12 protein-coding genes are annotated in these 14566 nt (G+C 71.3%); 1 reads left to right on the top strand and 11 read right to left on the bottom strand.

What is annotated here, in order from left to right; all coding sequences use genetic code 11:
- Nucleotides 1-15 precede the first annotated feature (15 nt).
- Both lspA and ACFYYT_RS18535 read right to left on the bottom strand, forming a co-directional pair.
- Nucleotides 16-582, bottom strand: a complete 567-nt coding sequence (gene lspA / locus ACFYYT_RS18540) for a signal peptidase II (RefSeq protein ID WP_351828816.1) — start codon at nt 580-582, stop codon at nt 16-18.
- 87 nt (nt 583-669) lie between these two features.
- The gene (locus tag ACFYYT_RS18535) at nt 670-1413 is read right to left on the bottom strand and encodes a TraR/DksA C4-type zinc finger protein (protein WP_351828815.1); all 744 of its coding nucleotides are present in this window, start codon (nt 1411-1413) and stop codon (nt 670-672) included.
- A 547-nt stretch (nt 1414-1960) separates the two neighbouring features.
- Between ACFYYT_RS18535 and ileS the strand changes: the two genes are divergently transcribed.
- Nucleotides 1961-5107, top strand: a complete 3147-nt coding sequence (ileS, locus tag ACFYYT_RS18530; protein ID WP_351828813.1) for an isoleucine--tRNA ligase — start codon at nt 1961-1963, stop codon at nt 5105-5107.
- A gap of 761 nt (nt 5108-5868) precedes the next feature.
- Here the strand turns inward: ileS and ACFYYT_RS18525 are convergent.
- The 9 genes from ACFYYT_RS18525 to ftsW form a co-directional block, all read right to left on the bottom strand.
- Nucleotides 5869-7080 (bottom strand): DivIVA domain-containing protein, encoded by a 1212-nt coding sequence (locus ACFYYT_RS18525; protein ID WP_351830085.1) that lies wholly within the window; start codon nt 7078-7080, stop codon nt 5869-5871.
- An 82-nt stretch (nt 7081-7162) separates the two neighbouring features.
- Nucleotides 7163-7459 (bottom strand): YggT family protein, encoded by a 297-nt coding sequence (locus ACFYYT_RS18520; protein WP_030155988.1) that lies wholly within the window; start codon nt 7457-7459, stop codon nt 7163-7165.
- Between the two features lie 59 nt (nt 7460-7518).
- Entirely contained in the window at nt 7519-8136 is a 618-nt protein-coding gene (locus ACFYYT_RS18515) for a cell division protein SepF (protein ID WP_030228043.1), read from the bottom strand.
- A gap of 170 nt (nt 8137-8306) precedes the next feature.
- A complete protein-coding gene (locus ACFYYT_RS18510; RefSeq protein WP_351830081.1) occupies nt 8307-9026 on the bottom strand; it encodes a YggS family pyridoxal phosphate-dependent enzyme in 720 nt (239 codons plus the stop codon).
- Entirely contained in the window at nt 9013-9762 is a 750-nt protein-coding gene (pgeF, locus tag ACFYYT_RS18505) for a peptidoglycan editing factor PgeF (RefSeq protein ID WP_351830078.1), read from the bottom strand. The genes ACFYYT_RS18510 and pgeF overlap by 14 nt, the downstream gene beginning before the upstream one ends.
- Nucleotides 9759-10958: a cell division protein FtsZ gene (ftsZ, locus tag ACFYYT_RS18500; protein ID WP_351830075.1), complete on the bottom strand. Its 1200-nt coding sequence runs from the start codon at nt 10956-10958 to the stop codon at nt 9759-9761. The genes pgeF and ftsZ overlap by 4 nt, the downstream gene beginning before the upstream one ends.
- Before the next feature lie 279 nt (nt 10959-11237).
- On the bottom strand, nt 11238-12080 hold the full coding sequence (locus ACFYYT_RS18495) for a cell division protein FtsQ/DivIB (protein ID WP_388608502.1): 843 nt from the start codon (nt 12078-12080) through the stop codon (nt 11238-11240).
- Between the two features lie 17 nt (nt 12081-12097).
- Nucleotides 12098-13192, bottom strand: a complete 1095-nt coding sequence (gene murG, locus ACFYYT_RS18490) for an undecaprenyldiphospho-muramoylpentapeptide beta-N-acetylglucosaminyltransferase (protein WP_351830074.1) — start codon at nt 13190-13192, stop codon at nt 12098-12100.
- A 6-nt stretch (nt 13193-13198) separates the two neighbouring features.
- Nucleotides 13199-14560 (bottom strand): putative lipid II flippase FtsW, encoded by a 1362-nt coding sequence (ftsW, locus tag ACFYYT_RS18485; RefSeq protein ID WP_351830071.1) that lies wholly within the window; start codon nt 14558-14560, stop codon nt 13199-13201.
- Between the last annotated feature and the right edge of the window lie 6 nt (nt 14561-14566).

The raw sequence follows: 14566 nt of genomic DNA, 5'->3' as shown, positions 1-14566 counted from the left end.
GGAGGATTCCCGCGATCAGTCCTTGTGGACGGTGCCGTCCGGGTCCAGACCCCTGAAGGACAGCAGGACGATCAGGATCCCGCCGCACACGATCGCCGAGTCCGCGAGGTTGAAGACCGCGAAGTGGGCGGGGGCGATGAAGTCGACGACCGCCCCCCGGAACACGCCCGGCGAACGGAAGATCCGGTCGGTCAGGTTGCCCAGCGCGCCGCCCAGCAGCAGGCCCAGCGCGATGGCCCACGGCAGGCTGTACAGCTTGCGGGCCAGCCGCACGATCACCACGATCACGGTGGCCGCGATGCAGGTGAAGATGATCGTGAAGGCCTCGCCGAAGCCGAAGGCGGCCCCCGGGTTGCGGATCGCCGAGAGCTTCAGCAGGTCGCCGACGAGCCGGACCGGCGGCTCGTGCTCCAGCCTCGCCACGACCAGCATCTTGCTGCCGAGGTCGAGCAGGTACGCGAGCACCGCCACGACGAGCAGCGCCGCGATCCGCCGCCGCCCCCGGGGCGCGGCCGGTTCCTGCTGCGGCTCGGCGTCGTCCCCGACGTCCGGAGTACCGATGATGCGCTCCGCCTCTGCCACGTGAGTCCCTCGACTAGCCCGATCCCGACGAGACACGAGAGTACGTCAGGGGCGCCGGTCGCGCCGGGCCGCCTCCGCCGGTGCCCGCTAGTGCCGCCGCTCCTGCTTCTGCTTGCAGTCGACGCACAGCGTGGCCCGCGGGAAGGCCTGCATCCGCGCCTTGCCGATGGGCTTGCCGCAGTTCTCGCAGAGGCCGTACGTGCCCGCCTCCAGCCGCTCCAGGGCCCGCTCGGTCTGCTCCAGCATCGAGCTGGCGTTCGCGGCCAGGGCGAGTTCGGACTCCCGGGTGATGTTCTTGGTCCCGGTGTCGGCCTGGTCGTCGCCCGCGCCGTCGCCCGAGTCCCGCATCAGGCCCGTGATGGCCACCTCGGAGGCGTCCAGCTCGGCGCGCAGCCGCAGCACCTCCGACATCAGCTCCGTACGGGCCTCGTCGACCTCCTGTGCGGTCCAGGGCTCCTCCCCGGGCCGTACCGCCAGCCCGCCGGCCGGCGTGGCCGCCGTGGCCCGCGCCTTCGGGAGCCCGCTGGTGGCCGCAGTGGCCGTCTTCCTGGCCGTACCCGCAGTCTTCTTGGCAACCACTTTCCGAGCTCCCGTCTTCCGCGCGGCCGGGGCCGCCCCCTCGGTCGTGGCCCTCTTGGCCGCGGCCTTGCCCGTGGTGCCCTTCGCGGCCGCCTTCGCGGGCGCCGCCTTGGCCTTGTGCGCCGTCCCGTCGACCGTGGTCGAGGCGGGGGCGGCGCTCTTCGCGGCGGCCGCGGTCTTCGCTGCGGCCGCCGTCTTCTTCACGGCCGCCGCGGTCTTCCCGGCCGCGCCCGTCGTCTTCTTCGCCACCATGGCAGCGGCCCCTTTTCACATACTGTGATCTGGTTCGCGAATCGTGCCGGAACGATAAATCGGCGCCGACCACACGGCAACGGGGCACGCGTCCATCGAGATCAACCTGCATCCGTTGTGCCCAGCCGGAAGCCCGGTAATCCGCCCCGCCCGCCCCGGTGGATCCCGTCCGGGGCGATCAGCCCATCCGGGTCACCCCGCGCCCGCCGGAAAGCCGGTGGGCCGAGGGGGGCACCGGCCCGTACACTGGGCGCAGCGAGAGGCATGGATGGGGACGAGTAGCGTCGGACGCAGCCAGGAGCGACCCGGGGACGGTGAGAGCCCGGGGGCGAGCGCGATGTGAAGGATCACCCCGGAGCCGCCGGAAGAACGCCGTACGGATCCCCGTAGGGCCAGTAGAACCGGCTTCGCACCCCAATGAGGGGGCCACCGGCGCGTCCGGCGGCCAAGGAGGGTGGTACCGCGGGAGCAGCACGTCCCTCAGCAGAGGGCGGCTCTCGTCCCTCCGGACGGAAGTGACATCCCGCCGGAGGAAGAGTTCAGCCTCATGACCACACCGCCGCAGTACCGCCCGGTACCCGCCCAGGTCGACCTGCCTGCCCTTGAGCACGCGGTCCTCGACTTCTGGCGGGAGAGCAAGACCTTCGCCAAGACCCTGGAGCAGTCCGAGGGCCGCCCCGAGTGGGTGTTCTACGAGGGCCCGCCCACCGCGAACGGCATGCCCGGCGCGCACCACATCGAGGCCCGCGTCTTCAAGGACGTCTTCCCCCGGTTCCGCACCATGCGCGGCTACCACGTGGCCCGCAAGGCCGGCTGGGACTGCCACGGCCTGCCCGTCGAGCTCGCCGTCGAGAAGGAACTCGGCTTCAACGGCAAGCAGGACATCGAGGCGTACGGCATCGCCGAGTTCAACGCCAAGTGCCGCGAGTCCGTGACCCGCCACACCGACGCGTTCGCCGAGCTCACGACCCGCATGGGCTACTGGGTCGACCTGGACGACGCCTACCGGACCATGGACCCGGAGTACGTCGAGTCCGTGTGGTGGTCGCTGAAGGAGATCTTCAACAAGGGCCTGCTCACCCAGGACCACCGCGTCGCCCCCTGGTGCCCGCGCTGCGGCACCGGCCTGTCCGACCACGAGCTGGCGCAGGGCTACGAGACGGTCGTCGACCCCTCGGTCTACGTCCGCTTCCCGCTGACCTCCGGCCCGCTCGCGGGCGAGGCGGCGCTCCTGGTGTGGACGACGACCCCCTGGACCCTGGTGTCCAACACCGCCGTGGCCGCGCACCCCGAGGTCACGTACGTCGTCGCGAGCAACGGGCAGGAGCAGCTCGTCGTCGCCGAGCCGCTGCTGGAGAAGTCCCTCGGCGAGGGCTGGGAGGCCACCGGCCGGACCTTCACGGGCAAGGAGATGGAGCGCTGGACGTACCAGCGCCCCTTCGAGCTGATCGAGTTCCCTGCCGAGGCCCACTACGTCGTGAACGCCGAGTACGTCACGACCGAGGACGGCACCGGTCTGGTCCACCAGTCCCCCGCCTTCGGCGCCGACGACCTCGCGGTCTGCCGCGCGTACGGCCTGCCCGTCGTGAACCCGGTCCGCCCCGACGGCACCTTCGAGGAGGACGTCCCGCTCGTCGGCGGCGTCTTCTTCAAGAAGGCCGACGAGAAGCTGACCGCCGACCTGGACGCGCGCGGCCTGCTCTTCAAGCACATCGCCTACGAGCACAGCTACCCGCACTGCTGGCGCTGCCACACCGCGCTGCTCTACTACGCGCAGCCGTCCTGGTACATCCGCACCACCGCCGTCAAGGACGCGATGCTGCGGGAGAACGAGAAGACCAACTGGTTCCCGGACTCGGTCAAGCAGGGCCGCTTCGGCGACTGGCTGAACAACAACATCGACTGGGCGCTCTCCCGCAACCGCTACTGGGGCACCCCGCTGCCGATCTGGCGCTGCGAGGAGGGCCACCTCACCTGCGTGGGCTCCCGCGCGGAGCTGAGCGAGCTGTCCGGCACGGACCAGTCCGCCCTGGACCCGCACCGCCCGTACATCGACGCCGTCACCTTCACCTGCACCCACGAGGGCTGCTCGCTGGAGGCCGTCCGCGTGCCGGAGGTCATCGACGCCTGGTACGACTCGGGTTCGATGCCGTTCGCGCAGTGGGGCTACCCGTACAAGAACAAGGAGATCTTCGAGAAGCGCTACCCGGCGCAGTTCATCTCGGAGGCCATCGACCAGACCCGCGGCTGGTTCTACACGCTGATGGCGGTCGGCACGCTCGTCTTCGACAAGTCCTCGTACGAGAACGTGGTCTGCCTGGGCCACATCCTCGCCGAGGACGGCCGCAAGATGTCCAAGCACCTCGGCAACATCCTCCAGCCGATCCCGCTGATGGACCAGCACGGCGCGGACGCGGTCCGCTGGTTCATGGCGGCCGGCGGCTCCCCGTGGGCGGCGCGGCGCGTCGGCCACGGCACGATCCAGGAGGTGGTCCGCAAGACCCTCCTCACGTACTGGAACACGGTCGCCTTCCAGGCCCTGTACGCCCGCACCTCGAACTGGGCGCCGTCCGCCGCCGACCCGGCCCCGGCGGACCGCACGGTGCTGGACCGCTGGCTGCTCTCCGAGCTGAACACCCTGGTCTCGGAGATCACCGGGGCGATGGAGTCGTACGACACCCAGCGCGCCGGCAAGCTCCTCTCCTCCTTCGTCGACGACCTCTCCAACTGGTACGTGCGCCGTTCGCGCCGCCGCTTCTGGCAGGGCGACAAGGCCGCGCTGCGGACCCTGCACGAGGTCGTCGAGACGGTGACCCGGCTGCTGGCCCCGCTGACCCCCTTCATCACGGAGCGGGTCTGGCAGGACATGGTCGTCCCGGTCACCCCGGACGCCCCGGAGTCGGTGCACCTGTCCTCCTGGCCGGAGGCGGACACGGCGGCGATCGACCCGGTCCTGTCGCAGCAGATGCTGCTGGTACGCCGCCTCGTGGAGCTGGGCCGCGCGACCCGCGCGGAGTCCGGGGTCAAGACCCGCCAGCCGCTCTCGCGTGCGCTGGTCGGCGCGGCCGGCTTCGACGCGCTCTCGCCCGACCTCCGGGCGCAGATCACGGAGGAGCTGAACGTGTCCTCCCTGGCCTCCCTCTCGGAGGTCGGCGGGTCGCTGGTGGACACCACGGCCAAGGCCAACTTCCGTGCGCTGGGCAAGCGGTTCGGCAAGGGCGTGCAGGACGTCGCGAAGGCGGTGGCCGCGGCCGACGCGGCGGCGCTGTCGCTGGCCCTGCGGGCCGGCTCCGCCGAGGTCGAGGTGAACGGGGAGTCCGTCTCCCTCACCCCGGAGGAGGTCATCATCACGGAGACCCCGCGCGAGGGCTGGTCGGTGGCGTCCGACTCGGGCGCGACGGTCGCCCTCGACCTGGAGATCACCCCGGAGCTGCGGCTGGCGGGTCTGGCCCGTGACGCGATCCGCCTGATCCAGGAGGCCCGCAAGAACTCCGGCCTGGACGTCGCCGACCGCATCGCCCTGCGGTGGTCCTCGACGGACCCGGAGGTCGTGACGGCCCTGACGGACCACGCGGCCCTGATCGCGGACGAGGTCCTCGCCACGGACTTCGCGTCCACCGAGCCGGACGCCGCGTACGGCTCCCCCTTCACGGACGAGCCCCTGTCCCTGACGTTCCGCCTCCGCAAGGCCTGACCCACCCCCGAAGCGGCCCGCCCCTCCCCATCCGGGGGGGCGGGCCGCTTCGCCGTTCCCGGCGCCCCTCTCCCCGCCCCGCCCTTCCACCGTTCCCGCCTCGATCACCGGCGCGGCTCCAGACACGGCGCTCCGCGCCCGCGCCTCAAGCGCCGGCGGGGCTGGATTGCCCTCCGGGCAACCCCAGCCACCGCCCGGCACAATCCACCCCCACCGCCGTGTGAGGCGCGCGGGCCCAGGGGCCGACCCCATCCAACCCCGCCCGCGTTCGAGACGCCGGGGCCCGGGGGCCCAATCCAGCCCCGCCAGCGCTCGCGACTCGGGGGTCCGGGGGCCGGCCTCATCCAGCCCCGCCAGCGTCTAAGGCGCCGGGGCCCGGGGGCCAGCCCCATCCAGCCCCGCCAGCGCTCGCGGCGCGGGGGTCCGGGGGCCGGCACCATCCAGCCTCGCCGGCGTTTGAGGCGCGGGCGCGGAGCGCCGTGTCTTGAGCCCCGCCGGCGTTTGAGGCGCGGGCGCGGAGCGCCGTGTCTTGAGCCCCGCCGGCGTTTGAGGCGCGGGGGTCCGGGGGCCGGCCCCCGGGAGCGGCGCCGCACGCGGCAGGGGTCCGGGCGGAGCCCGGGGAACGGTGGAAGGGCGGGGAGGGGCCGGAGCCCGCGCAGCGCGACCCCCACCCCCCGGGTACGGGAACGGGCCGGGCCTGGCACCCCCGAAGGGGAACCGGGCCCGGCCCGTAAGACTGCCGACAGGGGCGGCCGCGCCGCCTAGTTGTCGTCCTCGTCGATCAGGAAGCCCCGCATGGGAGACGGCGCCTGCTGCATCGGCTGCGGCGCAGCCGGCCGCACCGGAGCCATCGGCTGCGTCATCGCCGGGGACATCTGCTGCTGGCCACCGTACGAGGGACCGCCGCCCATCGGCGAGGGACCGCCCATGGGGGACGGACCGCCCATGGAGTGACCCATCGCGCCGGCCGGAGCCATCGACGGGGACGGCGACGGCGGCAGCGCCGGGCCGGCCGGGTTCCGCGGCGGGGCCAGGGAGTCGTCGGCCTGGGTCTCCAGCTGGCGCAGCTGCGACTCCAGGTAGGACTTCAGACGCGTGCGGTACTCGCGCTCGAAGCCCCGCAGGTCCTCGACCTTGCGCTCCAGCGTGGCGCGGGCGGACTCCAGGGAGCCCATCGCGACGCGGTGCTTCTCCTGCGCGTCCCGCTCCAGCGCGTCGGCCTTGGCGCGGGCGTCCCGCTCCAGGCCCTCGGCGCGCGAACGGGCCTCGCCGACGATCTTGTTGGCTTCGGAGCGCGCCTCGGCGATCGCCTGGTCGGCGGTCTGCTGCGCGAGCGACAGGACGCGGGCGGCGCTGTCGCCACCGGGGCCCTGCTGCGGGAGCTGCGGCGGCTGCTGCATCTGCTGCATGGGCTGGCCCATGGGCTGCATCTGCTGGCCCATCTGCTGGCCCATCGGCTGCATCTGCTGGCCCATCGGCTGTCCGAGCGGGTTCTGTCCGCCCATGGACTGCTGCTGCATGGGCTGCTGGCCCATCTGCTGCTGCTGCTGTGCCATGGGGTGCTGGCCACCCATGGACTGCTGCTGCATCGGGTTGCCCATCTGGCCCGGACCCTGCGGTCCGTGTCCACCGGGGCCGGGGGGCAGCTGCGGCTGGCCGCCGGGCAGCTGCGGCGGGCCCATCTGCGGCTGCTGCTGCTGCGGCGGGCCGGATATGGCCGCGGGCACGGGGGCTCCCGGGCCTCGCTGGTCCTGGGGCTCCGGCTTGCGCATGTTCTGCTGCTGCTGGTTCTGCGCGGCGGCACGCGTCGCGGCGGCCAGCTTGGCGCGCAGGTCCTCGTTCTCGCGCAGCAGGCGCGTCAGTTCGGACTCGACCTCGTCGAGGAAGGCATCGACCTCGTCCTCGTCATAGCCTTCTCGGAGGCGGACGGTCGTGAACTGCTTGTTCCGCACGTCCTCGGGGGTCAGCGGCATGTCTTCTTCACCTCTACGTAGTCGTCGGCAGTCGGCAAGACCGTATCGGGACTGTCCCCGCGCCCGCGGGGAAGCACATCGTTCACACGCTTCTCGCAGCGGTGCTCACGAAACTGATGAGGATGTAAACGATGATCATCAGAACGAAGAAGGACAGGTCGAGTGCCACGCCCCCGAGACGCAACGGCGGGATGAAGCGCCGGAGAAGCTTGAGCGGTGGATCGGTGACAGTGTAGGTGGCCTCCAGAACGACCACCATCGCCTTGCCGGGGGTCCATGAACGTGCGAACTGGAACACGTAGTCCATGACCAGTCGGAAGATCAGCACGATGAGGAAGCACATCAGCGCGATGTAGACCACTTGCAGTGCGACGCCCATCCCGCGCTTCCCTCTCCCCGTTCTCGCTCAGTTCCCGGTCCCGTGTCTGACGGATCGGTCTAGCTTTGGTTGAAGAACCCGCCCTCCGCGATGCGGGCCTTGTCCTCCGCCGTGACATCGACGTTAGCAGGCGACAGCAGGAACACCTTCTGTGTCACGCGTTCAATACTGCCGTGCAGACCGAAGACGAGGCCGGCGGCGAAGTCGACCAGACGCTTCGCGTCGGTGTCGTCCATCTCCGTGAGATTCATGATCACCGGAGTGCCCTCACGGAAGTGTTCCCCGATGGTACGGGCCTCGTTGTAGGTCCGGGGGTGCAGCGTCGTGATGCGGTACGGCTCCCGCTCGGAGACGACCTTGGGCATGATCACGGGGGCGTTCTTCTCCAGGTTGGTGCGGTCAGGTGTGATGGATGCCACGGGGGCAATTCGCGCGGGACGTCCGTTTTCTGACGGAATTGGGAGGGGCTCCCGCGGCGCCGGAGGCTGTACCACTCGTACCGGTTCGTCCGGTACGGGCGATTGGTGCACGGGCTGCTGTCGGCGGTCCCGGTCCCGCGCCCGCTCCGGTTCCGGCTCGGGCTCGAACTCGTCATCGGGGTCGTACCCCGGGTTGTCGTACCGGTCGTCCTCCACGAGGCCGAGGTAGACCGCCATCTTGCGCATCGCGCCGGCCATTCTCCGAGTCCTCCGCTCTGTGGTGGATCGCCCTGTCGCAGGTGTCGCTGTGTCCGTCAGCAAAGTCGCTGTGTCACCAAAGTCACCAACTGCCCGCGATCCACGTGGTCTGTCCGCTCATCTGCGGAAATGACCATATTTTCTGCTGTGGTCCGACTTTCTTCGCGACGTTACCCGAGCCGGGGTCTCGCGCCGAGTACCGCAGTGCCGACGCGTACATGTGTCGCACCCGCCAGCACGGCCTGTTCCAGGTCGGCGCTCATTCCGGCCGAGACCATCGTGGCAGCCGGATGGTCCGCGCGCAGGCCGGATGACAATTCCACCAGCCGCTCGAAGGCCGCCCGTTCGCGTCCCGCGTAAGGGCCCGCCAGTGGAGCCACCGTCATGAGACCGTCGATCCGCAGCCCCGGGGCGGCGGCCACGAGGCCGGCCAACTCCGGCAGCAGATCGGGGGCGGCGCCGCCGCGGGCCCCGCGCTCCCCCGATTCGGCGTCGAGCGCGATCTGCACCAGACAGCCGATTTCCCGCCCCTGCGCCTCGGCGGCCGCCGACAGCGCGCTGACGAGCTTCGGCCGGTCGACGGACTGCACCACCTGCGCGTAACCCGCCACCGAACGGACTTTGTTCGTCTGCAACTGGCCCACGAAGTGCCAGCTCAGCGGCAGATCCGCACAGGCCTCCGCTTTGGGGGCGGCGTCCTGGTCACGATTTTCCGCAACATGACGGACACCCAGGTCCGCCAGCAGTCGTACGTCGCTCGCCGGGTAGGTCTTGGTGACCACGATGAGGGTCACCTCCTCGCGCTCGCGGCCGGCCGCCGCGCAGGCGGACGCGATCCGCTCCTCCACCCGCGCGAGGTTCTCCGCGAGTTCCGACTTACGGTCTGTCATCGATCCGTTCCAACCACACATATCCGGCGAGCCGCCCGGTCACCCGGTCACGGCGGTACGAGAAGTGGTCCCGCGACTCCAGTGTGCAGACCGGCGAACGGTGGCGGTGCGCCACCCCCGCCTCCGCGAGCTGCGCGTGCACCCCGGCGACCACGTCCACGGCCGGTGTCCCCCAGCTGGTCTCGGCCCTGGCGGCCGGCACCACGGCGGCGACCGCCTCCCGCATCTCGGCGGGCACCTCGTAACAGCGCCCGCAGACGGCGGGCCCGGTACGGGCGACCATCCGCGCGGGGTCCGCGCCCAGGGCCGTCATGGCCTCGACCGCGGCCGGCACCACCCCGGCGACCAGCCCGGGCCGCCCGGCGTGGGCGGCCCCGACGATCCCGGCGACGGGATCGGCCAGCAGCACCGGGGTGCAGTCGGCGGTGAGGACCGCGAGGGCGAGCCCCCGACGGGCACTCACCACCGCGTCCACCGAGGGGACCCCGGCGCCGGCCGGCCAGGGGCCGTCCACCACCGCCACGTCCCGCCCGTGCACCTGGTTCATCCAGACGACCAGGTCCGGGTCGATCCCCAGCTCCCCCGCCGCGGCGGCCCGGTTCGCGCGAACGGCGGCCGGGTCGTCTCCGACCGCGCCGCCGAGATTGAGCTCCTCGTACGGAACGGCGCTCACCCCGCCCCACCGGTCGGTGAAGGCGAAGTGGGCGCCGTTCTCGGTGTGCTGCCCCGATGTCACTTCAAGAAGTCCGGGACATCCAGCTCTTCGGCCGGGCTGTCCTGGTAGGGACGGGCCGTCGGGACCTGCGGCGCGGGCGCCGGCTCGACCGGGATCTCCACCGGAGCCGGGGGCTCCTCGCGCGGGGTGACCGAGCCGAGTCCGCCGAAGGCCGGGCGGACCGGCTCAGGCGCGCGGACCGGCGCCGGGGCCGGCTCCTCGCGCTTGGTGGACGCGGCACCGATGACGTTGTCCCGGCGGGCCGGGGGCTGGCCCCCGTCGAACCCGGCGGCGATGACGGTGACGCGCACCTCGTCGCCGAGCGCGTCGTCGATGACGGCACCGAAGATGATGTTCGCCTCGGGGTGCGCGGCCTCGCTCACCAGCTGCGCGGCCTCGTTGATCTCGAAGAGACCGAGGTCCGAGCCGCCGGAGATGGAGAGCAGGACGCCCCGCGCCCCGTCGATGGAGGCCTCCAGCAGCGGCGAGGAGATCGCCATCTCGGCGGCGGCCACCGCGCGGTCGTCGCCGCGGGCCGAGCCGATGCCCATCAGCGCCGAGCCCGCCTCGGACATCACGGACTTGACGTCCGCGAAGTCGAGGTTGATCAGACCCGGGGTGGTGATGAGGTCGGTGATGCCCTGGACGCCGGAGAGCAGGACCTGGTCGGCCGACTTGAAGGCGTCCAGGACGCTGACCTGGCGGTCCGAGATGGACAGCAGGCGGTCGTTGGGGATGACGATGAGGGTGTCGACCTCTTCGCGGAGCTCGGCGATGCCGTCCTCCGCCTGGTTCGCGCGGCGCCGGCCCTCGAAGGTGAACGGCCGGGTGACCACACCGATCGTCAGGGCGCCCAGCGAGCGCGCGATGTTGGCGACGACGGGGGCGCCGCCGGTGCCGGTGCCGCCGCCCTCACCGGCGGTGACGAAGACCATGTCGGCCCCCTTGAGGACCTCCTCGATCTCCTCGCGGTGGTCCTCTGCCGCCTTGCGACCGACGGCCGGGTTGGCTCCGGCGCCGAGGCCCCGGGTGAGTTCGCGGCCGACGTCGAGCTTGACGTCGGCGTCGCTCATCAACAGCGCCTGGGCGTCCGTGTTGATGGCGATGAACTCGACGCCCTTGAGACCGACCTCGATCATTCGGTTGATGGCATTGACACCACCGCCGCCGACACCGATGACCTTGATGACTGCGAGGTAGTTCTGCGGTGCTGCCACGTCGAAGGCCTCTCGCCTCGAGTTACGTGTCGCCGCCTCGCGGGCCTGCGGTGCGACGACTGATGCCGAAATTGGGACGGTCCGTACGCGCCGACCCGAACCCTAAACCTGAAGTTTAGGGTGAGGAGTGTGTCTGTTCTTTGGACTCTTCCGAACAGGACACTAAGTCGACAAGTAGCGCGGGTTCAACGAACACGCCGAACCTCCCGTTTTTCTTTTCACCCTATGTGATCACCCGTATCGGTGGCCAACCAGGGTGCTTCGCTGTTCGACCCGACGTCAACTCCCGGACACCGCAGGTGCGGTGGGGACGCTCACATCGAAGTGGTCGGCCTTGGGCGCGGCTTTGAGCAGTGCGGTCAGCGCGCGGCCCTTCGCCTCGCCCAGTTCGCCGCTCCCCCACACCACCGTGCGCCCCTTCGTGAGCTCCAGCAGCACCGCATCGTACGACCGCACCTTGACCTGCAAGGTCTCCTTGGCGATGGCCTCGGGGAGGCTGCCCGCGATGCCCACGGCCTCGCGCAGCAGCCGCTCCTCGTCGAAACGCCGGGCGCTCGGCGACCGGTCCGCGGCCAGTTCGAGGACCGGAACGCGGGCGGGCGCCTGTCGGACCGTGTCGAATCGCACACCCGACGCGTCCACTTCGACGAACTCCGCGTCCTTCTTGATGAGCAGGACGGGTTTGCGTTCCGTCACTTTCAGCCCGATCGCGTGCGGCCAGGCACGCACCACATCGACCGAATCGATGCGGGGCAGCCGGGACCGCAGCCGGCTCGCGATCTCGTCGGTGTCGACCCCGACGAGGGGTGCGCCGACGGGCACGGCCGCGGCGGTGAGGACCTGCTCGGGGGTGAGCACCTCGGTGCCGGAGGCCGTGACCTTCTCGACGCGGAGCCAGGAGGAGCCGTAGAGCACCCAGGTGCAGCCCGCGGCGAGGAGCACCGCGGCGGCGAGGGCCACCAGGAGGGTGACCCGGCGGCGGCGCCCGCCGCCGGGTCCCCGCGGGCCGGTCCGTTTCGACGGTCCGCCGGGCCGGGGCGGGCGCGCCGGGCGGCCGGGGCCCTTGCCCCCGCGGCCCGGCCGGTCGGACGTGCCGCGCTGTGCCGTCGTCGCTCCGGCCACTCCTGTGCCTCCTGGGTCTAGCGGTTTCGTGCGGCCGCGATCGCCTCGTAGACCAGTCCGACGAGCAGTTCGTCGGCGTCCCTGCGGCCGAACTCGGCGGCCGCGCGGGACATCTCGTACAGGCGGTGCGGGTCGGACAGGATCGGGACCACCTGGCCGAGCACCCACTCGGGCGTCAGCTCCGCGTCGTCGACGAGCAGGCCGCCACCGGCCTTCACCACCGGCTGGGCGTTGAGCCGCTGTTCGCCGTTGCCGATCGGCAACGGTACGTACGCGGCCGGCAGCCCGACGGCGGAGAGTTCGGCGACGGTCATCGCGCCCGCGCGGCACAGCATCATGTCGGCGGCGGCGTACGCGAGGTCCATCCGGTCCACGTACGGTACCGGGACGTAGGGCGGCATCCCGGGCATGTTGTCGACACGCGGCAGTTCGTTCTTCGGGCCGACCGCGTGGAGGATCTGGATCCCGGAGCGCTGCAGGGTCGACGCGACCTGCTGGATGGTCTCGTTCAGCCGCCGGGCGCCCTGCGAGCCGCCGGAGACCAGCAGGGTCGGCAGGTTGGGGTCCAGGCCGAACGCGGCCCGCGCCTCGGGGCGTACGGCGGCCCGGTCCAGGGTGGAGATGGACCGGCGCAGCGGGATGCCCACGTAGCGGGCGCCGCGCAGCTTGCTGTCCGGGGTGGACACCGCGACGGCGTGCGCGTAGCGGGAGCCGATCTTGTTGGCCAGCCCGGGGCGGGCGTTGGCCTCGTGGACGATGATCGGCACCCCGAGCCGCTTGGCGGCGAGGTAGCCGGGCAGGGCCACGTAGCCGCCGAAGCCGACGACGCAGTCGGCCTTGGTGCGCACGAGGATCTCCTCGGCGGCCTTGATGGTGCCGCGCAGCCGTCCGGGGACGGTGATCAGCTCGGGCGTCGGCTTGCGGGGCAGCGGTACGGCGGGGATCAGCCCCAGCTCGTAGCCGCGCTCCGGGACGAGCCGGGTCTCAAGGCCGCGTTCGGTACCGAGGGCGGTGATGCCCACGGTCGGGTCCTGCCTGCGCAGGGCATCCGCGAGGGCGAGCGCCGGCTCGATGTGGCCGGCGGTCCCCCCACCGGCGAGTACGACATGCACCGAAATTCACCGCTCTCCGGACGGACGCCTCTTGACGCGCCGTCTCATCGACTTCCATATCGGCCCGCTCCGCTGCCGGCCGGACCTCGGCCGGCGCATCGCGAGCGCCGCCCGCGCCGCCGGCTCCTCCCGCGCGAAGGCGATGAGCAGTCCGACCGCGAACATGGTCGGCAGCAGGGCCGACCCTCCGTAGGAGAACAGCGGGAGCGGGACCCCGGCGATCGGCAGCAGACCGAGCACCGCACCGATGTTGATCACGGCCTGGGCCGTGATCCACGTGGTCACGCCTCCCGCGGCATACCGTACGAAGGAGTCCTCCGTGCGTCCGGCCACGCGGATACCCGCATAGCCTAGGGCCGCGAACAGGGCGAGCACCGACAGAGTCCCCGCCAGTCCCAGTTCCTCGCCGGTGATGGCGAAGATGAAGTCGGTGTGGGCTTCGGGGAGTTGCCCCCATTTTTCCACACTCGCGCCCAGGCCGGAACCGAACCATCCGCCCGATGCGAGGGCGTAGATCCCGTGTACGGCCTGCCAGCAAAGGTCGTTCTTGCCCGGGTCTGTCGCCCCCAGGCACGCGAGCCGGTCCATGCGGTGCGGGCTGGTCTTGATGAGCAGTGCGACGATCACACCCGCGAAGACCAGGACGCCCGCGAACATCCGGGTCGGCGCCCCGGCGAGCCAGAGCAGGCCGAACAGGACGGCTCCGAGGATCATCGCGGTGCCCATGTCCCCGCCGAGCATGATGAGCCCGAGCAGCAGGAAGGCCACCGGGACCAGCGGCACCAGCAGGTGCTTCCACTGGCTCAGCAGCCCCTTCTCGCCCTTGCGGGCCAGCAGGTCGGCGCCCCACAGGATCAGGGCCAGCTTGCCGAACTCACTGGGCTGGAGCATGAACGGACCGCCAAGGGAGATCCAATTCTGGTTGCCGTTGATCGAGACCCCTATCCCGGGGACCTGGACCAGGACCATGAGGAACAGGGTGCCGGCGAGCACCGGATAGGACAGCGCCCGGTGCAGCTTGACGGGCATCCGGGAGGCGGCGAAGAGCAGGACGGAGCCGATCAGGGCGGCCAGGAACTGCTTCTTGAAGAAGTACGCGTCCCCCAGGCCCAGCTGGAGGGCCTTGATCATGGAGGCCGAGTAGACCATCACCAGGCCGAGCCCGGTCAGCAGCAGCGAGCTGCCGAAAATCAGGTAATACGCCGTGAGCGGGCGGTCCCAGGCCTTGGTCAACTGCCGCTGCGTACGCCGCAGCCGCTCCAGCGGCCCGGACCGGGCGGGCCGTCCCGCGGCGGCGGCGGGGCGCTTGCGGCCCTGCGCCTTCACCGCGGACGGCCGCCGCCCGGGCAGCATCTGCTTGGCCGGCATCTGTGA

Origin of the sequence: Streptomyces sp. NPDC002032 (genome assembly GCF_042890765.1) — a bacterium.
GTDB lineage: Bacteria > Actinomycetota > Actinomycetes > Streptomycetales > Streptomycetaceae > Streptomyces.
Note: the sequence above shows the minus strand (reverse complement) of the source record. Positions and strands in the feature narration are given on the sequence as shown.